The sequence below is a fragment of the Nonomuraea sp. LP-02 genome, assembly GCF_036289125.1.
In the GTDB taxonomy this organism is placed as follows: Bacteria; Actinomycetota; Actinomycetes; order Streptosporangiales; family Streptosporangiaceae; genus Nonomuraea; species Nonomuraea bangladeshensis.
The window spans coordinates 761,940-784,927 of the sequence record NZ_JAXCLK010000001.1; the positions used below are offsets into that span (position 1 = coordinate 761,940).

A 22,988-nucleotide genomic window follows, 5' to 3' on the forward strand; every position below is an offset into this window, starting at 1 on the left:
TACGGGGACGATGAACCGACGCGAGGATGCCCACGAGCGCTGGCCGGAGGAGAGGTTCCGGCACCTGAGGCAGATGGCCGACCCCGAGATGGACGAGGTCGTCGCCCGCCACCTCAAGGAGCGCGACGACGGCCTCGGCCCGCTGGAGCTGGTGAAGGCCGTGGTCAAGGAGCTGGGGGAGGCCAAGAAGGAGGCCAGGCAGCCCTCGGGCCGGCCGCCCGCCTCCGAGATCTTCGAGGCCCTCGACTTCGCCGCCGACCTGCCCGAATGGGGCCGCGACGCCGAGCTGCTGGCCAAGGGCCAGGCGGTGTTCGCCGACTACGGGCTCTACCAGGCGGCCGCGCTGTTCTGCAAGTGCCTGCCGATGGCGTACGTCGAGGTCTCCAGCGCCCGCGTGCTGGCCGGGGTCTCGCAGCTCGCCACGCACGGCCTCACCCGCCGCGTGGCCGAGACCGGGCAGATGCTGGTGGACGTCATGGGGCTCAAGGCCACGAACAGCCTGCTGCCCGGCGGCCCCGGCCACACGACGGCGTTCGGGCTGCGCATCCTGCACTCGTTCGTACGCGCCCTGGTCGACGAGCGCTACGGCGACCACTGGGACGCCGAGCGGTTCGGCCCGCCCGTCAACCAGGAGCTGCTGCTGGCCACCCTGTTCGACTTCACCGTGGTCACCTGGGAGGCGCTGGAGACGATGGGCGTCACGCTGACCGACGAGCAGCGCGAGGCCCACCTCTACACGTGGAGCGTCTTCGGCCACCTCATGGGCGTGGAGGCGTGCCGCGACCGGCCGCTCACCCTCGACGACGTCGCCCCCGTGAGCGAGCGCATGGGCCGCCTGTACGAGTCCAGCCCCGAGGGCCGGCTGCTCATGTCCATGCTGCTGGCCGAGATGGAGGAGTTCATGCACCTCGGCTGGCGCAAGCTGCCGCGCAGCCTGGTGCACTGGGTCTTCCGCGACGCCCGTCACGGCGCCGGCCGGGTGCCCGAGCTGCTGGAGGTGCCGCCGCCCGCGTGGTGGTTCACCGCGCTGTTCGCCCTGGCCAGGGCCGCGCACCGGCGGCCGTGGCTGGGCCGCGCGGCCGACCGCGTGGTGCGCGGGCTGGTGCGCAGGGTGGGCCGGCACCTCGTGGTCGCCCTGGTCGACCGCCACTCCGACGGGCAGGCCGCCTTCCGCATCCCGCCCGAGCTGGCCGGCGCCTGGCGGATCAGGCAGTCGAAGACCGCGGTCAAATCACGTGAGATCCGGCGCATCGTCCGCAAGAATGTCCGCAGAAGTGTGCGCAAGACCGAACGAGCGCCCGCGCAGGGGCGAAAGGGGCTGCGCGCGTGACTGTCCCGCACGAACCAGGCACCCTCACCACGGCGACGATCCTGTTCACCGACGTGGTGAGCTCGACCGCGCTGCGGGTCAGGCTGGGCGAGGAACGCGCCAACGACGTCTTCCACCGGCTCCGCCAGCTCCTCCGCTCGGTGGCGCAGGCCAACGGCGCCACCTTCACCAAGAGCCTCGGCGACGGGCTCATGGCCGTCTTCGAGTCGGCGACCGCCGGCCTCGACGCGATCATCGCGGTGGAGCAGGCGGTCGCCGACGAGAACGAGCGCGCGATGGAGAAGATCTCCATCAGGGCGGCGCTCGCCGCCGGCGACGTCTGCTGGGGCCACGACGACGTGTCCGGACTGCCCACGGTGGAGGCGGCGCGGCTGGTCGCGATCGCCGAAGGCGGCCAGGTGCTCTGCACCGACCTGGTGCGGCGCCTGGCCCAGGGCCGCAGCCGGCACGAGTTCAAGGACCTCGGCCGGCTGCCCGGCAAGGGCCTGCGTGAGCCGATGCACACCTACGAGCTGCACTGGCAGAACGCCGACCACCACCAGAGCGGCGCGCTGCCGACCTGGCTGGCCGGCGAGCGGGAGCTGACCTTCGTCGGCCGGGGCGAGGAGCTGCGGGCGCTGGAGGCCGAGCTCGCGGCGGCCGAGTTCGGCAGCGGGCTGGTGATCCTGCAGGGCGAGCCGGGGGTGGGCAAGACCCGGCTGGCGTCGATGGCGGCGCGGCAGGCGCTTAAGCGGCAGTTCACCGTGCTGGCCGGGCGGTGCACCGATCCGGCGCGGCAGGCGTACGAGCCGATCGCCGGAGCCGTCGAGCGGCTGGCCCGCACCTCGCCCGCGCTGCTGCTGCGGGCCGGGGTCGACCAGCAGTGCGGCCAGCTCGTCCGGCTGGCGCCGTCGCTCGCCGCGCCGCCGCTGTCGCTGGAGGTGCCGCCCGCCACCGAGCCGGTCTCCGAGCGCTACCACCTGATGGCCGCCGCGCGCACCCTGATCGAGCGGCTCACCACCGTGCGCCCGGTGCTGCTCGTCATCGACGACCTGCAGTGGGCGACGCTGGAGTCGCTGCAGATGCTCAACGCCCTCATGTACGACGCCGACGCCCTGCCGCTGCTCATCCTGGCCACGTCCCGGCCGGCGCCGGTCGAGACAGCCATGCCCGAGCTGCTCAAGCTGACCGCCGACGGCCGCGTGCTGCAGGTCGCCTCGTTCGGCCTGGAGGAGGTCGCCGACGTGCTGGCCGAGGTGCGCCCCGGCGCCGACGCCGAGCTGCTGCACCGCGTCACCGGCGGCAACGCCTTCCTCGTCAGCGAGATGGCCCGCGAGCTGACCACGGGCAAGGAGCTCGACGCGCTCGGCGTGCCCGACTCCGTCACCCGCATGGTGCGGGCCCGCCTGGCGCAGCTCCACACCGACGCCCGCGACCTGGTCAGCATGCTGGCCGTGGGCGAGCACATGGAGTCGGCCGAGCTGCGCGCCGCCCTCGGCCTGGACGAGGCCCGCTTCGTCGCGGCGGCCGAGGAGGCGCTGGGCGCCGGCCTGGTCGCCATGTCCGCCCGCGGCGCGTGCAGCTTCCCGCACGAGCTGACCAGGACCGCCCTCTACGCCACGCTCTCGCCGCCGCGCGCCGGGCTGCTGCACGGCAAGGTCGCCGACGCGCTGTGCCAGGCCGACCCGCGGGCCATGGAGACGCGCCCGTACGTCGTGGCGCGGCACCTGATGGCCGCCGCCGAGCACGGCCGTGACCCGGCCCGGGTGAGCGCGGCGGCCGAGGCCGGGGTCCTCGCCGCCGGGCACGCGTTGAAGGGCCTCGCCCACGACGAGGCCGTCACCTGGTACCGCCGGGTGCTCGACCTGCTCGACGGCACGCCCGGCACGCCCCCGGAGCGCCGCGCCGAGCTGCTGGTCGACTGCGGGCGGGCGATGTGGCTGGCCGGGCACCCGGAGGCGAGGGCCACCCTCGGCCAGGCCGCCGACCTCGCGCTGGAGTGCGGGCGCGGCGACCTCGTCGTCACCGCGGCGCTCGGCGGCGTCGCCTTCTCCGGCATCAACGCCGCACTCGACCGGCAGCGCATCGCGCTGCTGGAGGAGGCACGCAGGCAGGTCGACTCGACCGACGTCAGCACCCGCGCGCTGCTGGCCGCCAACCTGGCCGCCGAGCTGATCTGGGCCCCCGACGGGGAGCGGCGCTTCGCGCTCAGCGACGAGGCGGTGGCGCTGGCCCGCAAGTCGGGCGACCCGCGCACCCTCGCGCTGGTGATGGGCCTGCGCAGCCTCACCATCATCCCGGCCGACCCGCTGCACCAGCGCCACCGCGACGGCGACGAGATGCTGGAGGCGGCCCGCCGCACCGGCGACGACCTCGCGCTGTTCCACGCCTACGTCCAGCGCACCCCGCCGGTCCTCGACAGCGGCGACGCCGCCCGCGCCGCCGCCCTGCTCGACCGGGCCGACGAGCTGGCCCACCGGCTGGCGCAGCCGCACCTGCACTGGCTGGTCGGCTACTCCCGGGCCGGGCTGACCCTCATGCAGGGCGACCTGGCGCAGGCCGAGTCCGAGGCCGAGGCGGCGCTGCGGCTCGGCTCGCAGATCGGCCGCCGCCTGGAGGCCGTGGCCATCTACTCCGAGCAGATCGCCGAGATCCGCCGGCTCCAGGGCCGGCTGTGGGAGCTGCGCGACCGGCTGCGCCGCGCCGCGCAGGCGCCCCGCGCGGACCCCGTGCACGCGGTGCTGCGCTATCTGAGCGAGCTGGACGACGAGGAGGCCGGTCCGCTGCTGGAACGCATCCTCGCCGACGGGGGCGCGGTCCCGCCGCGCAACATGGCGCACCGCCCCGCGCTCGACAACCTGACCGTGGCCGCCGGCCGGCTCGGCCGTCCCGACCTGGCCGCGCGGCTCTACGACGCGCTGGCCGGCGAGGGCGACACGTTCGGGCACTCGACGGTGGCCCACCACTGCGGCCACCACTACCTGGCCCACCTGTCCGTCATCATGGGCGAGCCGCGGCGCGCGGCCGAGCACTTCGAGGCCGCCGCCGAGGTGCACGAGCGGCGAGAGGTGCCGCTCATGCTCGCCGAGTCGCTGCTGGACTGGGCCGACCTGCTGGACGGCGGCCAGGTGAGCGGGCCGAGACCGGCCGACCTGCGCCGGTGGTGCTCCTCGTTGCTGGCCGGCCGGGGCGCGCTGCTCCTGGACCGCCGTCTTCGCTGACTCCGCCGTCACTCCTTCACCATGATCTTGCTGAGCACCACGAATCCGCCGAGCGCCCCCGCGGTGCCGGCGGCGGTCATGGTGGTGAGGTTGACCACGAGGTCATAGGTTCCGGGGGCGAGCTGGCCACGCATCGGGATCGAGGCGGTATATCGGCCCGACCCCGGGGTGAACGTCAATTCCACAGGAGGCGAGGGATGCCGGCTCTCGCCACCGCCCGATAAGTCGGCGATGATCTCCAGCTGCCATCGGCCCTGCAACCAGTCGATGAGCTCACCCGACACCTCCCAGCTCACGTCCACGGTCCACCCCTCGCCGCATCTGACGACGGTCGTGGGCTGCGCGCCCGGATCGACAACCTGGCCGTGAAGGGCACCGGCCAGCAGCTCGGCCGGCACTTTCATCACTTGGAACTCTCCGGTTGCCATCTGCTCTCCTCTCCGGGTGAGGACCAGGTCCCCGTGTGAAGGAGCAGAGCGGCGGCACCGTCGCCCAGATACGCGTCCTTTTCCGGCAGCCGCGGCGGTCAGGGCCGCAGGCGTACCAGGTCGCGGTCCAGGGCCTCGACGCCGGCCGCGCCGAGGAGCTGCAGGGTCCGTACGAGCTCGGCGCGCAGCAGGTCGAGCACCCGGGTCACGCCCGGCTCGCCGCCGGCCATCAGGCCGTACAGGTAGGCCCGGCCGACGAAGCAGGCCCGCGCGCCCAGGGCCACCGCCGCCGCCACGTCCGCGCCGCTGCGCACGCCGCCGTCCAGGAACACCTCGGTACGGTCGCCGACGGCGTCCACCACCTCCGGCAGCAGCTCCAGCGGGGTGGGGGAGCGGTCGAGCTGCCGGCCGCCGTGGTTGGACACCACCAGCCCGTCCACGCCCACGTCGGTGAGGTCCTTCGCGTCGTCCACCCGCTGCACGCCCTTGACCAGCAGCGGGCCCTGCCACGCCGACCGGATCCACTCCAGGTCGGCGACCGTCACGGACGGGTCGAACATCAGGTTCGTGATGCCCGCCAGGTCGCCGGGGGCGCCGTCCACCGTGGCGAACCGCAGCGGCTCGCTGGTCAGGAAGTCGAACCACCACGCGGGGCGGCCCAGCGCCTGCAGCGCGCTGCGCCAGCGCAGGGCCGGCGGCACCGTCAGGCCGTGCCGGACGTCGCGCAGCCGCGACCCGGCGACCGGCACGTCCACGGTGACGACCAGCACGTCCATGCCCGCCTCGCGGGCCACGGCCAGCATGTCCAGGGTGCGGGCGCGGTCGCGGACCACGTAGAGCTGGAACCAGTTCCACCCGCCGGGGGCCGCCGCCGTCACCGCCGGGGCCGGGGTGGTGCCCATGGTGGACAGCGTGTACGGGACGCCCGCCCGCTCCGCCGCCCTGGCCACCGCGCGCTCGCCCGCCCGGTGCATCATCCGGGTGAACCCGGTCGGGCCGAGCACCACCGGCATCGCGATCCTGCGGCCCAGGATCTCCACCGCCGTCGGCGCCTCGGCCACGTCACGCAGCACCCTCGGCCGGAACTCCACCCGGTGGAACGCCTCCACCGACCTGGCCATCGACCACTCGCCCTCGGCGGCGCCGTCCACGTAGTCGAAGACCATGCGCGGGGCGCGCCTCCTGGCCAGCTCCCGCAGATCGCCGACGTCCGCCGCCGCGGCCACCCGGCCGGCCCGGGAGAGGCGGGGACGCCCGGGCAGCACCTCCCGCAGCTCCCGCCACCGCGGCAGCCGCCGCCGCTCCTCCGCGCTCCCGTCGATGCCCCGACGCTACCAAACCCACCCGCACCCCCCTAGACCTCCCAGCGGGACCGCATCTGCGGGTACGCCCTTGCGTCTCCCGGCGGGCCTCGGCCGTCTACGGTGGGGGTGTGATCGATCACCGTAGTGACGGCGGGCTCGCGGCGGCGTGGGCGCGGCTTGCCGGGGCGTCGCCCGCCGCCCTCGCCACCGGCGCCGAGCTCGTCGCCCGCTGGTCCGAGCCGCACCGCCGCTACCACGACCGCGCCCATCTGGCCGCCGTGCTCGCCGCCGTGGACGACCTGGCCGGGGACGCCGCCGATCCGGACGCCGTCCGCCTGGCCGCCTGGTTCCACGACGCCGTCTACGACGGTCACCCCGGCCGGGACGAGGAACGCAGCGCCCAGCTCGCCCAGTCCAGGCTCCCGCGCTGCGGCGTCGCCCCGGCCGTGGTCGCCGAGGTGGCGAGGCTGGTCCGGCTGACCGCCGCCCACGACACCCTCGCGGACGGCGACGCGAACGGCGCCGTCCTGTGCGACGCCGACCTCGCCGTCCTGGGCGGCCCGACCGGCGGATACGCCGGCTACGCCGCCGCCGTCCGCAGTGAGTACGCCCACGTCCCCGACGACCTGTTCAGGCTGGGCCGCGCCGACGTCCTGCGCCGCCTGCTCGCCACGCCCACCCTCTACCGGACCGCCCGCGGCCGGGCGTTGTGGGAGGAACGGGCCCGCGCGAACATGACCGCCGAACTCGCCGCCCTCTGACCGCCGGGCGTCTACCGTGGCAGGTGCCGCTTGCGGCGGCGCAGCCCCGCGGCGACCAGCCGGCGCAGCAGCTCCCGCGAGCTGACCGCCTCGGCCCCCAGCGACACCGCCCGCGCGTGCACGGTCTCGGGCACGTCGTAGTGATCGCGGTCGAACGCCCGCTCCGGCACCCCCAGCAGCGCGGCGAAGTCGTGCAGCTCGTCCAGCGTGTGGTCGCTGACCAGGTGCGACCACATGAGCCCGCGCGGCCCCGGCCAGTTGGGAGGGTCGATGAGAACGGTCACGAGGACAAGCGTAGGACCCGCCCGCGCACCTCGATCTCGCCGAGGTCGGTGACGACGGCCCCGGCCCCGGCGGCGCGCAGCTCGTCCGTCTGCCCGCTCTCGCGTACGACCCCGACGACCAGCCCGAACGCCCCCTTCCCCGCCGCCTCCACGCCCGCCCGCGCGGCGTCCACCACCGCGACGCGGGCCGACGGCAGCTCCAGGCGGTGCGCCGCCTCCAGGAACAGGGCGGGGTCGGGCTGGCCGGGGAGGCCCAGCTCGGCGGCGTCCGCGCCGTCGACGATCACGTCGAACAGATGGGACAGGCCGGCCGCCCGCACCAGCCGGCGTCCGTGCAGGCTCGCCGACACGGCCGCCGTCCTGGCGCCGCGCCGCCGCAGCTCGTGCAGCAGCGCCACGGTGGAGGGGAACGCGGCCACGCCGTACTCGTCCACCTGGGCGAGGAACGTCCGGTCCTTGGCCAGCCCCAGCCCGTGCACGGTGGGGGCGCCTGGCTCGTCGTCCGGCGTGCCCTCGGGCAGGGTGATGCCGCGTGCGGCGAGGAACGTACGGATCCCGTCGAGGCGGGGCCGCCCGTCCAGATGGCGCAGGTAGTCCTCACGGATGTCGAACGGCGCCGAGCGGCCGCGCAGGAAGGCGTCGAAGACGTGCTTCCAGGCGGCCGCGTGTCCCCGGGCGGTGTCGGTGACCGCGCCGTCGGTCCCGAAGGCGACGGCGCCGACCCGGGTCAGATCGATGAGGGGCGCGTCAACAGCAGCAGGCTCGCTCACATGGCGAACGTAGCCCGTCTACCAGGTCACGGGTAGCGTCTTGAGCCCGTAGACGATGGCGAGCTCCCTGAACGTCACCTCGCCCGCCACCTGGAGCGCCGGGAAGCGGCGCAGCAGGGCGGGGAAGGCGATGCGCATCTCCATCTGCGCCAGCGGCGCGCCGATGCAGCGGTGGATGCCGTGGCCGAAGGCCATGTGGGAGCCGTCGCGGCCGGGCCTGATCTCGTCGGCGTCCTCGCCGAGCGCGTTCGGGTCGCGGTTGGCGCCGATGAGCGAGCACAGCACCATCTCGCCCTTCTTGATCGGTACGCCGTGCAGCTCCAGGTCGTCGCGGGCGAAGCGCGGGAAGGCCACCTGCACCACGGACATGTAGCGCAGCAGCTCCTCGACGACGTCGTTGACGTAGCCGTCGACCTCGCGCACCTTCGCGGCCTGCTCCGGGTGCTCCAGCAGCCAGAGCGTGCCGAGGGCGAGCATGCTGGTGCTGGTGTCGTGGCCGCCGGTCAGCAGGCCGTCGGCCATGCTGGCGAGCGTGCGGTCGTCGAGCTCGTCGCCGTGCTCGCGCAGGAGCTGGCCGAGCAGGCCCTCGCCGGGGTTGAGCCGTTCCCTGGCGACCAGCTCGACGAGGTACGTCATCGCGTCGTTGATCGCCTGCAGCGACGCCTCGGGCCCGGCGGTGAAGTCGAAGCGGTCCTTGCTGATCTTGACGAAGTCGGCCCGCTCCTCGTACGGGACGCCCAGCAGCTCGCACACCACCAGCGACGGGATCGGCAGCGCGAACTCCTCGAACAGGTCGACCGGCCTGCTCGCGGCGCCCTTGGCCTCGATGCGGTCGAGCGCCTCCTCGACCAGGGCCTCGATGCGCGGCTCCATCCTGCGCAGCCGCCGCACGGTGAACTCGGGGGTCAGGAACTTGCGCAGCCGCGTGTGCTCGGGCGGGTCGCGGAAGCCCAGCCCGCCCGGGTCCTCCTGGTTGGAGCCGAGGCCGATGACGCCCGCGAAGTCGTTGCTGAACCGTTCGTGGTCGCCGAGCACCGTGCGGACGTCCTCCCAGCGGGTGACGAGGTACACGGTCTGGTCGCCTGGGATCTGCATGGGAAAGACCGGATGCTCGTTCCTGATGCGGCCGAGCTCGCCCACGGGGTCGAAGCCGTCGCGCATGAACTGGACGAGCGGGAACTCATTGTCTGCCATCGTGTCCGTCCTGCTGGGATATAGCGCACCATCTAGGGATAAATCCCTCGATAGATGGTCCCACCTGGGGAGCGTGCCGGGCCCCTCCGAAAGGACGAATTTACCCCTCACCCCACCGGGCGACCGCCCGTTCGGCTCGCCGTCCGCCGGCGGGCAGGGGAGTTGCCCCTGTGAAAGCGGGGCAAACTGGGACGGCAGACGGCGTTCGGCGTACAGATTGGCGACATTCTGCGATGATCTCGTCGCATAGAGCCGGAGTTAACGCCCCCCACGGATAGTGACTGATGCCGACATTCGAGGAATTCACCGCCTTCGTCAACGAGAAGCCGGTCGCCACGGCGGTCATCGCCCTGCTCAGCCTCCTCGGGCTGGCGCTCGCGTTCCTGGTGACCAGGGTCGCCTGGAGAGCCCTCGCCTGGCTGTTCGCCAGATACGTCGCCCCGCGCCCCATCGAGGACGTGCTGACCATCGTGGCCGCCTCGATCGCCACCGGCGTGTCGGCGCAGGGCATGTGGCGTTTCTCCGGCGACGTGCTGGGGCTGGACGGGCCGCTGCGGTTACTCCTGTTCGCCTTCATCGAGGTCGCCATCATCACCTCGGCCGTACGCGCCCGCCGCAACATGCGCGAGAACTTCTCCGCCGGCATCGACGGCATCGCCGTGTGGGCGCTGACCTGCCTGACCGCCGTCCTGTCGTCCATGGACGCGCGCAGCCTGCCCGAGGCCGTCTTCCGGCTCGCCGCGCCGCTGGTCGCCGCCTGGCTGTGGGAGCGCGGCATGGCCATCGAACGCCACCGCATCCGCGGCACCGGCCGCATCAACTGGCGGCTCACCCCCGAGCGGCTGCTCGTCCGGCTCGGCCTGGCCGAGGTCAGCGACCGTACGGCCAGCGAGGTGGACGCCCACCGCAGGCTCACCCGCGTCGCGCTGGCCGCGAAGAAGGCCAAGGCGCTGCGCGAGGCCGGCGCACCCGAGCGCAAGATGCGCGCCGCCCTCGCCCGGCTCGACAAGGCCATGGACCAGGCCGTCGAGCACACCGGCCTGGCCGTCGACCCGGCCCGCCAGGAGGCCCTGCTCGCCCAGATCGCCGCGCTCTACAACACCACCGCCCTCATCGACGCCGACCCGCGCGTGCCGTGGGAGCACGACGCCGAACGCCACCCGGTGCCCGCCCGCCCCGCGCTGCCGCCCGCGCTGGCCGAGCTCGTGGACGACGAGGACGAGGACGCCGAGGTGCTCGACACCACCCCGCAGGTGCTGTCCGCCGCCGAGCGCGCCGCCCGGCAGCGGGCCGCCCGCGACTACTGGGACCGGCAGATCGCCAAGGGCATCGTGCCGCGTACCGTGGACATCGCCCAGGAGATCGGCATCTCGCTGGCCACCGCGCGCGAGTATCGTGCCCTGTGGAAGCTGGAGCCGCAGGCACACGCCCTCATCGAGGCGCTGTACCAGCAGCACGGCATCGTGGACACGGGCGCCTTCCCCGCACTCGGGGCCGACGGGCGGGTGCTCGCCAAGCACTGAGCGGCGGCACCCGGGGGGCGGCACTTGCGCGAGCAACGCACACTGGAACGCGTCAGGAAGCTCCTGGCCAAGGCCGAGCGCACCGACAACGAGCACGAGCGGGCCACGTTCATGGCGGCGGCCTCGGCGCTCATGGCCAAGTACGGCATCGACGCGCTGCCGCCGGGGGCCGACCGCGAGACGCCCGGCGACCGCGTCGTCACCCTGCCCGCACCCTGGGCGAGGGAGAAGGCCAGGCTGGTCAGCCTGGTCGCCCAGGCGGTGCGCTGCCGCCCGCTGCTCATCGGGCGCGGCGACGACGGCCAGCGCGTGCACGTCTTCGGCTTCGCCGCCGACCTGGAGCGCGCCGACCTGCTGGCCACGTCCCTGCTGCTGCAGATGGCCTCGGGGCTGGCCCGCGTCCGGCCGCCGGGCGACGCCGTCTCACCGCGCGCCTACCGGCGCTCCTGGCTGCTCGGCTTCACCGACGAGGTCTACCGGCTGCTGTGCGCGGCCGAGGCGGACGCGGAGGCCGGCGCGGCGGCGGCCGGCACGGGGACGGCGCTCGTCCTCGCCGACCGGCGCGCCGAGGTGGAGCGCGCCGTGGCCGCGCATTACCCGCGCGTCAGGATGAGCGTCCCGCGCACCAGCGGCACCGGCTACCGCGACGGCGTCGCCGCCGCCCGCCACGCCGACCTCGGCCGCACCGGCATGGCGTCGCCCGCGGCCCGCGAGCTGACCTGACCCTGGGGCGGGATCAGCCGGCCAGCGCGGCGGAGACCAGCGAACGGGCCTCCTCCTGAACCTTCGCCAGGTGGTCCGGGCCGCGGAAGGACTCGGCGTAGATCTTGTAGACGTCCTCGGTGCCGGACGGCCGGGCGGCGAACCAGGCGTGCTCGGTCGCGACCTTGACCCCGCCGAGCGCCGCGCCGTTGCCGGGCGCCGACGTCTGCACGGCGGTGATCTCCTCGCCGGCCAGCGACGACGCCGTCACCTGCGCGGCCGACAGCTTGCCGAGCACCGCCTTCTCCTCGCGGGTGGCGGGGGCGTCCACCCGCGCGTACGCCGGCTCGCCGAACCGCCCCACCAGATCGGCGTAGTGGGCGCTCGGCGACCTGCCGGTGACCGCCAGGATCTCGGAGGCGAGCAGCGCGAGGATGATGCCGTCCTTGTCGGTGGACCACACCGAGCCGTCCCTGCGCAGGAACGACGCCCCCGCGCTCTCCTCGCCGCCGAAGCCGAGCGAGCCGTCCAGCAGCCCCGGCACGAACCACTTGAAGCCCACCGGCACCTCGTACAGCCGCCGGCCCAGGGACTCGGCGACCCGGTCGATGATGCCGCTGCTCACCATGGTCTTGCCGACCCCGGCGTCGGCCGGCCAGCCGTCGCGGTGGGCGTAGAGGTAGGAGATGGCGACCGCGAGGTAGTGGTTGGGGTTCATCAGGCCGCCGTCGGGGGTGACGATGCCGTGGCGGTCGGCGTCGGCGTCGTTGCCGGTGGCGATGTCGTAGCGGTCGCGGCCGGAGATGAGGGAGGCCATCGCGTACGGCGACGAGCAGTCCATCCGGATCTTGCCGTCCCAGTCGAGCGTCATGAACCGCCACGTCGGGTCCACCAGCGGGTTGACCACGGTCAGGTCGAGCCGGTGCCGCTCGGCGATCTCCCCCCAGTAGGCCACGCTCGCCCCGCCCAGCGGGTCGGCCCCGATGCGCACCCCGGCCGCCCTGATCGCGTCGAGGTCGAGCACGGAGGGCAGGTCGTCCACGTACGTGCCGAGGAAGTCGTACCGGCCGGCCCGCTCCAGGGCGCGGGTGTAGGGCACCCGCCTGACCTCCTTGAGGCCGTCGGCCAGCAACCGGTTGGCGCGGTCCTGGATCCAGCCGGTGGCGTCGGTGCCGGCGGGGCCGCCGTTCGGGGGGTTGTACTTGAACCCGCCGTCGGCCGGCGGGTTGTGCGACGGGGTGACCACGACCCCGTCGGCGAGCCCGGAGCTGCGCCCCTGGTTGTGGCGCAGGATGGCGTGCGAGACGGCGGGCGTCGGCGTGTAGCCGTCGCGGGTGTCGATGAGCACGTCGACGTCGTTGGCCGCGAACACCTCCAGCGCCGACACCCGCGCGGGCTCCGACAGCGCGTGCGTGTCGATGCCCAGGAACAGCGGCCCGTCGGTGCCCTGCTCCCGCCGGTATTCGCAGATGGCCTGGCTGGTGGCCAGGATGTGGCCCTCGTTGAAGGCCGCGCCGAACGCCGACCCCCGGTGCCCCGAGGTGCCGAACGCGACCCGCTGCCCGGCCTGGTCAGGATCGGGACGCAGGGCGTAGTAGGACGTCACCAGCCGGGGGACGTCGACCAGGTCGGCGGGCTGAGCGGGCTGTCCGGCGCGTTCGTGGGTCATGCAGGCCACTTTACAAACGGGGCCCGGCGCGGCGGGTGACCGAGTCGGGGTGTGCGAAGTACATTCACGTCAGCAACCAGAATGGAGTTCTGTTCTATGCGTTACGGGTACTTCCTCAACGAGCCCACGGGCGCCGACCCCATCGGCGGCCTCCGCGACCAGATCGCCCAGGCCGCCGAGGACGGCTTCAGCTCGGCCTGGCTGTCCCACATCTTCGGCCTCGACGCGATCACCGCCCTGGTCGCGGCCGGCGTGCAGGCGCCGCCCCTGGAACTCGGCACCGCCGTCGTGCCCACCTACCCGCGCCACCCGGCCGCGCTGGCCCAGCAGGCCATGACCGCCAACGCCGCGCTCGGCGGCCGCTTCGCGCTCGGCCTCGGGCTGTCGCACCAGATCGTCATCGAGAACATGTTCGGCTACAGCTTCGAGCGGCCCGGCCGGCACATGAAGGAGTATCTGGACGTCCTCGTGCCGGCCAGCCGCGGCGAGCACGTCCGCTACCAGGGGGAGACGCTGAAGGCCGACATCAAACTGAGCACCCCGGGCGCCGGCTTCCCCGTGCTGGTGGCCGCACTCGGCCCGCGCATGCTCAAGATGGCCGGCACCGTGGCCGACGGCACCGTCCTGTGGATGACCGGCCCGAAGACCGTCGCCGAGCACATCGTGCCGACCATCAGGGCCGCCGCCGCCGAGGCCGGGAGGCCGGAGCCGCGCGTCGTGTGCGCGCTGCCCGTCTGCGTCACCGACGACCCCGAGGGCGCCGTCGCCCGCGCCAACGAGGTCTTCAAGATCTACGGGCAGCTGCCCTCCTACCGCGCCATGCTCGATCGGGAGGGCGCGGCGAACCCCGGCGACGTCGCCCTCGTGGGCGACGAGAAGACCGTACTGGCCAAGCTCGAAGAGCTGGAGCGGGCCGGGGTCACCGACTTCGTCGGCTCCGTGTTCGCCGAGCGGGAACGTACGCGGAGCCTGCTGACCGGCGCGGCGAAGGGCTGAGGCGGGGGAGATCCCCATAAACTCCGGCAAGGTGAAGGGCGTGCTGCAGGGCATAGACGTGTCGAACTGGCAGGGCTCGGTCGACTGGTCCGGTCACGCCGAGGCGGGCGTGGCGTTCGCCTTCGCCAAGGCGACCGAGGGCGGCGACTGGACCGACAAGTGCTTCGCGCGCAACTGGAACGGCATGCGGGAGAGCTGGCTCGTCTGCGGCGCGTACCACTTCGCCCGCCCCAAGGGCGATCCCGTCCAGCACGCCCGCCACTTCCTGGCCACGATCAGGTCGGCCGGCGGGCTGCGCCGCGGCGACCTGATCGCGCTCGACCTGGAGACCGGCGACGGCCTGCGTCCCGAGCAGGTCGCGCGCTACGCCCGCCGCTGGTGCCACCACGTCGAGCGGCTCACCGGCGTGCGCCCCTTCATCTACACCTTCCGCTCCTTCGCCGACTCCGGGCACTGCGCCGGCCTCGGCGAACATCCCCTCTGGATCGCCGGCCCCGAACACGCCCGCGGCCGTCCCGCCGTGCCGAGGCCCTGGAACGACTGGACCATCCACCAGTACGCCCAGAGCCCCGTGGACCGCAACGTCTTCCACGGCACCAGGAAGGACCTGACAAAGCTGGGGTTTCACCCGCGATAGCATCGTTGTTCGTCACCGAAGCAGCCCCGGTGCCGGGCGCCGGGCGCGCGACCCCTAGGAGTCACCGTGTCAGCCGAGCTACACATCACCCTCGCCGGAGCCGAGCGTGTGGTGGCGGCCGGCACGACGGCCGGCGCCGCACTGGAGGCCGACGGCCGCACGGTCATCGCGGCCAAGGTCAACGGCGAGGCCCGCGACCTGGCCCACGAGCTCGCCGACGGCGACGTGGTCGAGCCGATCGAGGTCTCCAGCGAAGAGGGCAGGGCGATCGTCCGCCACTCCACCGCGCACGTCATGGCGCAGGCGGTGCAGGAGCTGTTCCCCGAGGCCAAACTGGGCATCGGGCCGCCCGTCGACAACGGCTTCTACTACGACTTCGACGTCGCCCAGGCGTTCAACCCCGACGACCTCAAGCGCATCGAGAAGCGCATGCGCGAGATCGTCAAGGAGGGGCAGCTGTTCTCCCGGCGGCCGGTCGGCGACGACGAGGCGCGGGCCGAGCTGGCGGGCGAGCCCTACAAGCTGGAGCTCATCGGGCTCAAGGGCGGCGCGGCCGACGAGGAGTCGGTCGAGGTCGGCGCGGGGCAGCTCACCATCTACGACAACCTCGACGCCAAGAGCGGCGAGCTGCGCTGGAAGGACCTCTGCCGCGGCCCGCACGTGCCGTCCACCCGGTCCATCCCGGCCTTCAAGCTCATGCGCTCCGGCGGCGCCTACTGGCGGGGCAGCGAGAAGAACCCGCAGCTCCAGCGCATCTACGGCACCGCATGGGAGTCCCGCGACAAGCAGGACGAATACCTCAAGCTGCTGGAGGAGGCCGAGAAGCGCGACCACCGCAAGCTGGGCGCCGAGCTCGACCTGTTCAGCTTCCCGCCCGAGCTGGGCAGCGGCCTGCCGATCTTCCACCCCAAGGGCGGCATCATCCGCAAGGAGATGGAAGACTACATGCGCCGCCGGCAGGCCGAGGCGGGCTACGAGTTCGTCAACACGCCGCACATCACCAAGTCGGCGCTGTTCGAGACCTCCGGCCACCTGCCGTGGTACGCCGACGACATGTTCCCGGCCTTCGAGCTGGAGGGCGTCGAATACCGCGTCAAGCCGATGAACTGCCCGATGCACAACCTCATCTTCCGTGCCCGTGGCCGCTCCTACCGCGAGCTGCCGCTGCGGCTGTGCGAGTTCGGCTCCGTCTATCGCTACGAGAAGTCCGGCGTCGTCCACGGCCTCACCCGGGTGCGCGGCATGACGCAGGACGACGCGCACATCTACACCACCCGCGAGCAGATGGCCGAGGAGATCCAGTCGCTGCTGCGGTTCGTGCTGAGCGTGCTGCGCGACTTCGGGCTCGAGGACTTCTACCTGGAGCTGTCCACCCGCGACGACTCCGAGAAGTTCATCGGCGACCCGGCCGAGTGGGAGGAGGCCACCGAGGCGCTGCGCCAGGTGGCCACCGAGTCGGGCCTCACGCTCAAGGACGACCCGGGCGGCGCGGCCTTCTACGGCCCGAAGATCTCCGTCCAGGCCAAGGACGCCATCGGCCGCACCTGGCAGCTGTCCACCATCCAGCTCGACCTCAACCAGCCCAAGCGGTTCGGGCTCGAATACCAGGCGGCCGACGGCTCCCGGCAGACGCCCGTCATGATCCACCGGGCGCTGTTCGGCTCCGTCGAGCGGTTCCTCGGCGTGCTCACCGAGCACTACGCCGGCGCCTTCCCGCCCTGGCTCGCGCCGGTGCAGGTGGTGGGCATCCCGATCGCCGAGGCCCACGTCCCCTACCTGCAGGACGTCGCCAAGAAGCTGCGCGAGCACGGCATCCGCGTCGAGGTCGACACCGCCGACGACCGCATGCAGAAGAAGATCCGCAACGCGCAGAAGGCCAAGGTGCCGTTCATGCTGCTGGCCGGCGACGACGACATCGCGAGCGGCGCGGTCTCCTTCCGCTACCGCAGCGGCGAGCAGAACAACGGCGTGCCGGTCGAGCAGGCGATCGCCGAGATCGTCCGCGCGGTGGAGCAGCGCGTCCAGGTCTGACACTCAGGCGGCGGATCTGACGAACCGGGGGGCGGGCTCCGCCCCCCGGTTCGTGCTCGTCACCGCGTTCGTCACCGGGGGAACAGGCGGAAGGTCACGGCGGGTCGGCCGCCGAAGCGCCCGGCCGCCTCCCGCGCCTGGCCCTCGATGAGGTCACGGGCGTACTTCTCCGGATCCTCGCCGGTCAGCGCCTCGATGTAGGCGCGGTGCGCCATGAGCGAGCGCACCCCCCGCTCCAGGCCGTCGGTGACGTCCACGGCATGGGTGGGCGCGTCGCTGCCGGCGACGGCGACCCAGCGCACGCCGTTCCACGGCTCGGCGTCCGTGCCGGGGAAGATCCACCGGTTGCCGGCGTCCCCGGCGGCGTCCAGCACGGCCCTGCCGACCGCCCGGTGGTCCGGGCTGTTCCAGTACGTGCCGCCCCACGTGTCGTCCGGGTTGAGCGTGATCACCAGGTCGGGGCGGTGCCGGCGGATCGCGGCGGCCAGGTCGCGGCGCAGGGCGACGCCGTACTCGATGACCCCGTCCGGGTGGCCGAGGAACTCCACCTCGCGCACGCCCACCTCGGCGGCGCCGGCCAGTTCCTCCCGCTCGCGCAGCGGTCCGCTCTCCGCGGGCTCCAGGGTGTCGATGCCCGCCTCGCCGCTGCTGACGATCACGTACGCGACCTCGCGGCCGGCGTCGGTCCAGACGGCGACGGCGGCGGCGCAGCCGTACTCCAGGTCGTCGGGGTGGGCGACGATGGCCAGGGCACGCCGCCAGTCGCCGGGCATGGGCTCAAGCTGATCGTTCGTGGTCATCCCCACACCCTAGGCCGGTGCGGCCCGGTGGTCCTCCGCGCGAGCGCCCTGAGCCGCGGTCCGCCCGGGGTCCTATGCTGCTAGTTATGCACGATCAGGCAGGGGCCGGGGCCCCGGACAACTTCGACCGTCTCTGGACCCCGCATCGGATGGCGTACATCAAGGGTGAGAACAAGCCGACGGGCACCGGCCCCGGCGACGGGTGCCCGTTCGACGCCATCCCCCAGATGAGCGACGAGGACGGCCTGGTCGTGGCCCGGGGAGAGAGCGTCTACGCGGTGCTCAACCTCTACCCGTACAACTCCGGCCACCTCATGGTGGTGCCCTACCGGCACGTCTCCGACTACGACGAGCTGACCCCCGCCGAGCTGGTGGAGCTGGGCGAGTTCACCCAGAAGGCGCTGCGCGCGCTGCGCAAGGCCAGCGGCGCGCAGGGCTTCAACGTCGGCATGAACCTCGGCCACGTCGCCGGCGCCGGCATCGCCGCCCACCTGCACCAGCACGTGGTGCCCCGGTGGGGCGGCGACACCAACTTCATGCCGGTCGTCGCCCAGACGAAGGTGCTGCCGCAGCTACTTCGCGACACCCGCCAGCTGCTCGCCGACGCCTGGGGCTGACTCCTCCCGCCGCACCAGCACCCCGATGCCGGTGGCCAGCAGCAGCGGCACCGCCAGGGCCAGCGCCATGGACAGCACCGCCGCCCCGGAGTCGTTGACCAGCATGCCGACCACGCCGGCGACCATCGTGCCGATCAGCCCGGCCCGCAGCGCGGGCGAGTGCTCGAAGGCCGCCGGCACCACCCCGGCCGAGGCCTGGTCGGGGCGCAGGATCGCGTACACGAGGAAGGCCACGGCCACGATCACGATCGGCATGAGGTTGGGGCTGAGCAGCGTGGCCAGCATCGCCTGCAGCTTGCGCCAGATGACGTCGAACGCCTCGCCGGTCAGCACCTGGCCCACGAACCGGCCCAGATGCGTCTGCTCGTTCGGCGGCTTGAGATAGTTGAGCCAGGCGAACGTCATCACGATCACCCCGCCCGCCACGCAGAACAGCCCCAGCTTCACCAGCGACACCCGCTTGCCCGTCAGCACGAGCGCGGTCACCGCGATGCCCGGCACGAACGCGATCACGCCGCCGAAGTCGCTGCCCAGCCCCGACCCGCCGAGCACCATGGCCCCCGCCCCGAGGCCGACGATCGCGGCCAGCCCGACCCGGCCCGGCCAGCGGTGCGCGATCGCGGTGGTGGTGAGCAGGGTGCCGGTGGCGAACAGCGCGAACGGGATGTTGCCGAGCCCGAAGTAGCGGGCGCCCTGCTCGGCGCTGTAGCCCATGAAGCTGTTGAGCTGGAGCGTGGTGCCGGTCAGCAGGTCGCCGGCGAGCGTGAGCGCCGTGACCCCCGCCACCACCGCCAGCGGGCCGAGCGGACGCCTGCGCCACGGCCCGCCCAGCGCCAGCGCGACGATCACCGCCCACCAGGCCACCATCCACCCGAACAGCTCCAGGTGCGTGCTCCACGGCAGCAGGTTGACCAGGAACGTGGTGACCGGCAGCGCCGCGAGGCCCACCGCCGCCACCCGCACCAGGGGCAGCCGCCTGCGGCGGCGCAGCAGCACGAACGCCAGCACGTAGAACAGCACCTGCAAGACCGCCAGCGCGGTGAAGTACTGGCCCTTGGCCGAGCGCATCGTCTGCGCGGTCGCGTCGGCGCGGGCCATCGCCTCGATCGTCGCGCCGCCCTCGCCCGCCCGCATCGGCACGCCCACCACGGTGGCGGGCACGGGCACGCCCAGCTCGGTCAGCACGGTGGCGGTCAGGTCGGGCAGGATCGAGATGTCGTCGCGGCGGGTGGAGGCGGCGCCGAGCAGGCGGCCCTCCGCGCCCGGGGCGCGCATGGCGGCCACCCGCAGATGGGGCACCGAGCCGTGGTCGGACAGCCCGGCGAGCAGCACCGTCGTGCCGGCGGGCAGGGCCGCCAGCAGCGCGCCGGCCTTGGCGTCGGCCAGCCGCGCCGCCTCGCGGCGCCGCGCCGGGGCGAGCTGCTCGGGCGTCGCGGGCAGGCGGTCGCCGGTGAGGTAGGGGCTCACGAGGTCGTCGACGTCCATGACGATGAGCCGGCACCGTTCGAGGTCGCCGGCGGCGAGCTGGGCGGGGGAGGCGTGGTAGCGCGGGATCCGGCCCTCGCGGTCGGCGAGCGCGAGCGCCGCGCCGGGGCCGATCGCGAGCGAGCACTGACCGGCCGCCTTCAGCGCCTCGCCCAGGTTGCCGGCCTCGCGGTTGCCGGCCACGTCGATGAGGTAGCGGTAGTCGGGGATGATCGCGCCCTCGCCCTGCTGCTCGGGGGCCGGGGGCGCGCCGCAGCCGTAGCCGGCCGCCGACCTGGCGCCCGCCGAGACGGTCAGCCAGCCGTCATAGGGGCAGGTCACGTTGCCGACCGTACGGACCGACAGGGAGCCGATCGCGCTCGATCCGGCCAGGGCCCACAGGTGGGGGGTGACGGCGGGGTCGAGGTCGTGCCAGTGCAGCGCGGGCACCCCGATCAACGCCACCCGCTGTGCGGCGGCGCCGGTCGGGGCCTGCTGCTGCGCGGTGGTGCCGGTCAGGGCCTGCCGGTTAGCGTCCGCGCCGGTCGGGGTCGCTTCCTGCGGTCCGGCGGTCGTGCGGGCGGCGGCGGGGGGCGCCGCAGCGGTGAGCAGCCCTTGGCCGGCCAAGAGCTGGCCGGCCAGTACGGCCAGCACGATCAGCGCGCGCCTCACCTCGAAGACCTCCCGCGACTCGGTTAGGGCGTCGTGCCACCGGCGCACGAGGGGCCGGTGCGGGCCGCGCCGTCGGACGCGACTACCCTCTCATGCCGCGGGCCCGCCGCGAGCCGGTTACGCGCACGAAGGATCAAGCCCGCGACACCAGGTCGGAGGCCGGGTCGTGCGGGCGGGCCAGGCCGCCGGACGCGGGCACCGGGGTCAGCCAGTGGCGATGACGGTCGTCGCGGCCGTGGGTCACGGCGTCGTACGCGTCCGCGAGCTTCTGCGTGACCGGCCCGGGGCCGCCGAGCTCGCGTCCGTCCACGGCGCTGACGTGCACGACCCCGGCGCCGGTGCCGCACAGGAGGATCTCGTCGGCGGCGTACAGGTCGGTCCGCATCAGGTCCTGGCGGACGGCGGGGACGTCCAGGTCGGCGGCGAGCCGTTCGAGGGTGTCCTGGGTGATGCCGTCGAGCGCCCCCGCGCCGGGCGGCGGCGTGAGCAGCCGCCCGTCGCGCACCACGAAGAGGTTGGCGCCGGTGCACTCGCTGACGTACCCGGCGGCGTTGAGCAGCACGGCCTCGTCATAGCCGGCGGCCATGGCCTCGTCCTTGGCGAGGACGGAGTTGAGGTAGGGGCCGGTGGCCTTGGCCGCGACCGGGACGACCCGGTGGTCGTTGCGCCGCCAGGAGCTGGTCATGAGCCGTACGCCGGAGGTGCCGAGCAGCGGCGGCCATTCCCAGGTCGCGACCGACACGACGGTCGGGCACCGGCGCGCGGCGATGCCCATCTCGCCCTGGCCCCGGTGGGCGAGGTGCCTGATGTAGCAGGCGGCGTGGCCGTTGGCGGCGACGGTCTCCAGGGTGGCGGCGCGCAGCTCGTCCACCGAGTACGGCAGCGCGAGCCCGATCATCCGCGCGCTGCGCGTGAGCCGCGCCAGGTGCTCCTCCAGCCGGAACACCGCCGGCCCGTCCGGCGTCGCGAACACGCGGGTGCCCTCGAAGACGGCGGTGCCGTAGTGCAGGGCGTGCGTCAGCACGTGCACGCGGGCCTCACCCCAGGGGACCAGCTCCCCGTCCATCCAGATGTACGTGGCTTCGCGCACCGTGCCCACCCTCTTCCTCATTGGCCGCAAGTTTGCGGGATATATGGGCCAATTGGCTTATGAGTGGCACAGTAGCGGGATACTAGTGGCATGGGAAGGGATGACAACCTCGTCACACTCGTCCGCGACCGGCTGCGCCTGCACCGGGGCACCCCCAGCCGCAGGCTCGCCGGCGCGCTGGCCGACCTGGCGCAGACCGGCGCCCTGGCCCCCGGCGACCGCCTGCCCTCCGAACGCGACCTGGCCCAGGCGGTCGGCGTCAGCCGGGGCACGGTGGCGGCCGCGTTCAACGCCCTGTGCGAGGAGGGGCTGTGCGAGCGGCGGCACGGGAGCGGCACGTACGTGCTGGGCACGCCCTCGTTCGGCGGCCTGCTGAAGGGCGGGGCGGTGGTGGCCGACCTGTCCACCTCGGTCGTGCCCGATCCGTCCCACCTGGTCGTGCCCCCGCTCGATCCGGCCGCGCTGCTGCGCTCGCCGAGCGGCCACGGCTACGACGCCATGGGTGACCCCCGGCTGCGGGCGCTGCTGCGCGGGGGCGCGGCCGGCGCCTGGCCGGAGGGCGGGGGAGAGGTCCTGGTCACGGCCGGGGCCCAGCAGGGCATCGACCTGGCCGCGCGGGTGCTGCTGCGTCCCGGCGAGCGCGTCCTGGTCGGCGATCCCACGTACGGGGGCGCGCTCAGCGTGTTCCGGCGCGCGGGGGCGATCGCCGTGCCCGTCGACCTGACCGCGCCCGCCGCCGTGGCGGACGCGCTCGCCCGGCACCGGCCCGCCGCCGTGTACGTCGTCGCCGTCGAGAACCCCACGGGCGCCCTGCCCGACCTGCGGCCCGCCGCCGAGCTGGCCGCCGCGGCGGACGTGCCGCTCGTCGAGGACCGCACCCTGGCCGCCCTCGTGCACGACGGCGCGCCGCCCCCCGCGCCGCTGGCCCGGCTGCACCCGTACGGGACGGTGACGGTCGGCTCCCTGTCCAAGGTGCTGTGGGGCGGGCTGCGGGTGGGCTGGCTGTCCGCGCCCGAGCCGCTGCTGGCCCGCCTGGTGGACGCCAAGCTGGACGCCGACCTGGCGACCAGCGCGGTGGCCCAGCGGCTGGCGGCCGACCTTCTCGACCACAACCCGCCCGGCCCGTGGCTCGCCGAGCTGGCCCGCCGCCGCGACCACTTCACGGCGGCCCTGGCCGCCCGCCTGCCCGACTGGACCTGGGAGCGGCCGGCGGGCGGGCTGTCGGTGTGGGCGCGGCTGCCCGGCACGGACACCGACCGGTTCGCGGTGGCGGCCAGGGAGGAGGGGGTGGCGGTGGCGCCCGGCTCGCTGTTCTCGCCGGACGGCCGGCACCGCGACCGCCTGCGGCTCAGCTTCGCCCTCCCGCCGGCCCTCCTGGACCAGGCGGTCGAGGCCCTGACCCGCGCCTGGACGACCGGCCACGACGGCTGAGCGGCCCCCGCCGGTGGTGGCTGGGCGTGGCGGCTGACCGGCCCCCGCCGGCCACGGCGGTCGAGCGGCTTTCGCCGGTCGGGGG

Annotated in this window: 19 protein-coding genes; 10 read left to right on the forward strand and 9 right to left on the reverse strand. The window is 73.8% G+C overall.

Translation table 11 applies throughout. From position 1 onward, the window contains the following. Positions 1-10 precede the first annotated feature (10 nt). Both SMD20_RS03585 and SMD20_RS03590 read left to right on the forward strand, forming a co-directional pair. Positions 11-1,330: an oxygenase MpaB family protein gene (locus SMD20_RS03585; protein ID WP_329574777.1), complete on the forward strand. Its 1,320-nt coding sequence runs from the start codon at positions 11-13 to the stop codon at positions 1,328-1,330. After that, entirely contained in the window at positions 1,327-4,530 is a 3,204-nt protein-coding gene (locus tag SMD20_RS03590) for an ATP-binding protein (RefSeq protein WP_329574779.1), read from the forward strand. The genes SMD20_RS03585 and SMD20_RS03590 overlap by 4 nt, the downstream gene beginning before the upstream one ends. 8 nt (positions 4,531-4,538) lie before the next feature. Here the strand turns inward: SMD20_RS03590 and SMD20_RS03595 are convergent, their stop codons facing one another. Together SMD20_RS03595 and SMD20_RS03600 are read right to left on the reverse strand one after the other, a co-directional pair. Beyond that, positions 4,539-4,958, reverse strand: a complete 420-nt coding sequence (locus SMD20_RS03595; protein ID WP_329574780.1) for a hypothetical protein — start codon at positions 4,956-4,958, stop codon at positions 4,539-4,541. 98 nt (positions 4,959-5,056) lie between these two features. Further along, positions 5,057-6,223 (reverse strand): alpha-hydroxy acid oxidase, encoded by a 1,167-nt coding sequence (locus SMD20_RS03600; protein WP_329574782.1) that lies wholly within the window; start codon positions 6,221-6,223, stop codon positions 5,057-5,059. A 167-nt stretch (positions 6,224-6,390) separates the two neighbouring features. Between SMD20_RS03600 and SMD20_RS03605 the strand changes: the two genes are divergently transcribed. Next, positions 6,391-7,023, forward strand: a complete 633-nt coding sequence (locus tag SMD20_RS03605) for an HD domain-containing protein (RefSeq protein ID WP_329574784.1) — start codon at positions 6,391-6,393, stop codon at positions 7,021-7,023. A gap of 11 nt (positions 7,024-7,034) precedes the next feature. Here the strand turns inward: SMD20_RS03605 and SMD20_RS03610 are convergent, their stop codons facing one another. From SMD20_RS03610 to SMD20_RS03620, 3 genes are read right to left on the reverse strand one after another with little or no spacing between them, the layout of a single operon-like run. Beyond that, the gene (locus tag SMD20_RS03610; RefSeq protein ID WP_329574786.1) at positions 7,035-7,307 is read right to left on the reverse strand and encodes a DUF4031 domain-containing protein; all 273 of its coding nucleotides are present in this window, start codon (positions 7,305-7,307) and stop codon (positions 7,035-7,037) included. Beyond that, positions 7,304-8,077, reverse strand: a complete 774-nt coding sequence (locus SMD20_RS03615) for an HAD family hydrolase (protein WP_329574787.1) — start codon at positions 8,075-8,077, stop codon at positions 7,304-7,306. The genes SMD20_RS03610 and SMD20_RS03615 overlap by 4 nt, the downstream gene beginning before the upstream one ends. Positions 8,078-8,095: 18 nt before the next feature. Continuing rightward, on the reverse strand, positions 8,096-9,271 hold the full coding sequence (locus SMD20_RS03620) for a cytochrome P450 (protein WP_329574790.1): 1,176 nt from the start codon (positions 9,269-9,271) through the stop codon (positions 8,096-8,098). Positions 9,272-9,555: 284 nt separating this feature from the next. On the opposite strand from SMD20_RS03620, the gene SMD20_RS03625 reads away from it, so the two are divergent. Next, a complete protein-coding gene (locus SMD20_RS03625) occupies positions 9,556-10,794 on the forward strand; it encodes a hypothetical protein (RefSeq protein ID WP_329574792.1) in 1,239 nt (412 codons plus the stop codon). Between the two features lie 24 nt (positions 10,795-10,818). Next, on the forward strand, positions 10,819-11,517 hold the full coding sequence (locus SMD20_RS03630) for a DUF2786 domain-containing protein (protein WP_329574794.1): 699 nt from the start codon (positions 10,819-10,821) through the stop codon (positions 11,515-11,517). Positions 11,518-11,530: 13 nt separating this feature from the next. On the opposite strand, the gene pgm is transcribed toward SMD20_RS03630, so the two are convergent. Continuing rightward, the gene (gene pgm, locus SMD20_RS03635; protein WP_329574796.1) at positions 11,531-13,165 is read right to left on the reverse strand and encodes a phosphoglucomutase (alpha-D-glucose-1,6-bisphosphate-dependent); all 1,635 of its coding nucleotides are present in this window, start codon (positions 13,163-13,165) and stop codon (positions 11,531-11,533) included. A gap of 96 nt (positions 13,166-13,261) precedes the next feature. Here pgm and SMD20_RS03640 point away from each other — a divergent pair, with 96 nt between their 5' ends. The 3 genes from SMD20_RS03640 (at position 13,262) to thrS (ending at position 16,829) form a co-directional block, all read left to right on the forward strand. Further along, positions 13,262-14,161 carry an LLM class F420-dependent oxidoreductase gene (locus tag SMD20_RS03640; protein ID WP_329574798.1) on the forward strand — a complete coding sequence of 300 codons (900 nt, stop codon included), beginning with the start codon at positions 13,262-13,264 and terminating at the stop codon, positions 14,159-14,161. 40 nt (positions 14,162-14,201) lie between these two features. Next, positions 14,202-14,798 (forward strand): glycoside hydrolase family 25 protein, encoded by a 597-nt coding sequence (locus SMD20_RS03645; protein WP_329574800.1) that lies wholly within the window; start codon positions 14,202-14,204, stop codon positions 14,796-14,798. A gap of 66 nt (positions 14,799-14,864) precedes the next feature. Further along, on the forward strand, positions 14,865-16,829 hold the full coding sequence (gene thrS, locus SMD20_RS03650) for a threonine--tRNA ligase (protein ID WP_329574802.1): 1,965 nt from the start codon (positions 14,865-14,867) through the stop codon (positions 16,827-16,829). Between the two features lie 71 nt (positions 16,830-16,900). Here thrS and SMD20_RS03655 read toward each other — a convergent pair whose 3' ends face one another. Then, positions 16,901-17,629, reverse strand: a complete 729-nt coding sequence (locus SMD20_RS03655; RefSeq protein ID WP_329574804.1) for a PIG-L deacetylase family protein — start codon at positions 17,627-17,629, stop codon at positions 16,901-16,903. Positions 17,630-17,715: 86 nt separating this feature from the next. Here SMD20_RS03655 and SMD20_RS03660 point away from each other — a divergent pair, with 86 nt between their 5' ends. Continuing rightward, a complete protein-coding gene (locus SMD20_RS03660; RefSeq protein WP_329574806.1) occupies positions 17,716-18,246 on the forward strand; it encodes an HIT family protein in 531 nt (176 codons plus the stop codon). On the opposite strand, the gene SMD20_RS03665 is transcribed toward SMD20_RS03660, so the two are convergent. Beyond that, positions 18,202-20,382 (reverse strand): hypothetical protein, encoded by a 2,181-nt coding sequence (locus tag SMD20_RS03665; protein ID WP_329574808.1) that lies wholly within the window; start codon positions 20,380-20,382, stop codon positions 18,202-18,204. The two genes, SMD20_RS03660 and SMD20_RS03665, sit on opposite strands and share 45 nt — an antisense overlap. A 133-nt stretch (positions 20,383-20,515) precedes the next feature. After that, positions 20,516-21,493 (reverse strand): branched-chain amino acid transaminase, encoded by a 978-nt coding sequence (locus SMD20_RS03670; protein WP_329574811.1) that lies wholly within the window; start codon positions 21,491-21,493, stop codon positions 20,516-20,518. 69 nt (positions 21,494-21,562) lie between these two features. Between SMD20_RS03670 and yczR the strand changes: the two genes are divergently transcribed. Continuing rightward, a complete protein-coding gene (yczR, locus tag SMD20_RS03675; RefSeq protein ID WP_329574813.1) occupies positions 21,563-22,903 on the forward strand; it encodes an aminotransferase-like domain-containing protein in 1,341 nt (446 codons plus the stop codon). Positions 22,904-22,988: the final 85 nt, after the last annotated feature.

Excerpts from the sequence above, each read along its gene's own strand:
- SMD20_RS03585 (WP_329574777.1), top strand. The coding sequence starts at position 11 with ATGAACCGACGCGAGGATGCCCACGAGCGCTGGCCGGAGGAGAGGTTC.
- SMD20_RS03595 (WP_329574780.1), bottom strand. The coding sequence starts at position 4,958 with ATGGCAACCGGAGAGTTCCAAGTGATGAAAGTGCCGGCCGAGCTGCTG.
- SMD20_RS03620 (WP_329574790.1), bottom strand. The coding sequence starts at position 9,271 with ATGGCAGACAATGAGTTCCCGCTCGTCCAGTTCATGCGCGACGGCTTC.
- SMD20_RS03625 (WP_329574792.1), top strand. The coding sequence starts at position 9,556 with ATGCCGACATTCGAGGAATTCACCGCCTTCGTCAACGAGAAGCCGGTC.
- pgm (WP_329574796.1), bottom strand. The coding sequence starts at position 13,165 with ATGACCCACGAACGCGCCGGACAGCCCGCTCAGCCCGCCGACCTGGTC.
- SMD20_RS03640 (WP_329574798.1), top strand. The coding sequence starts at position 13,262 with ATGCGTTACGGGTACTTCCTCAACGAGCCCACGGGCGCCGACCCCATC.
- SMD20_RS03655 (WP_329574804.1), bottom strand. The coding sequence starts at position 17,629 with ATGACCACGAACGATCAGCTTGAGCCCATGCCCGGCGACTGGCGGCGT.
- SMD20_RS03660 (WP_329574806.1), top strand. The coding sequence starts at position 17,716 with ATGCACGATCAGGCAGGGGCCGGGGCCCCGGACAACTTCGACCGTCTC.
- SMD20_RS03670 (WP_329574811.1), bottom strand. The coding sequence starts at position 21,493 with ATGAGGAAGAGGGTGGGCACGGTGCGCGAAGCCACGTACATCTGGATG.
- yczR (WP_329574813.1), top strand. The coding sequence starts at position 21,563 with ATGGGAAGGGATGACAACCTCGTCACACTCGTCCGCGACCGGCTGCGC.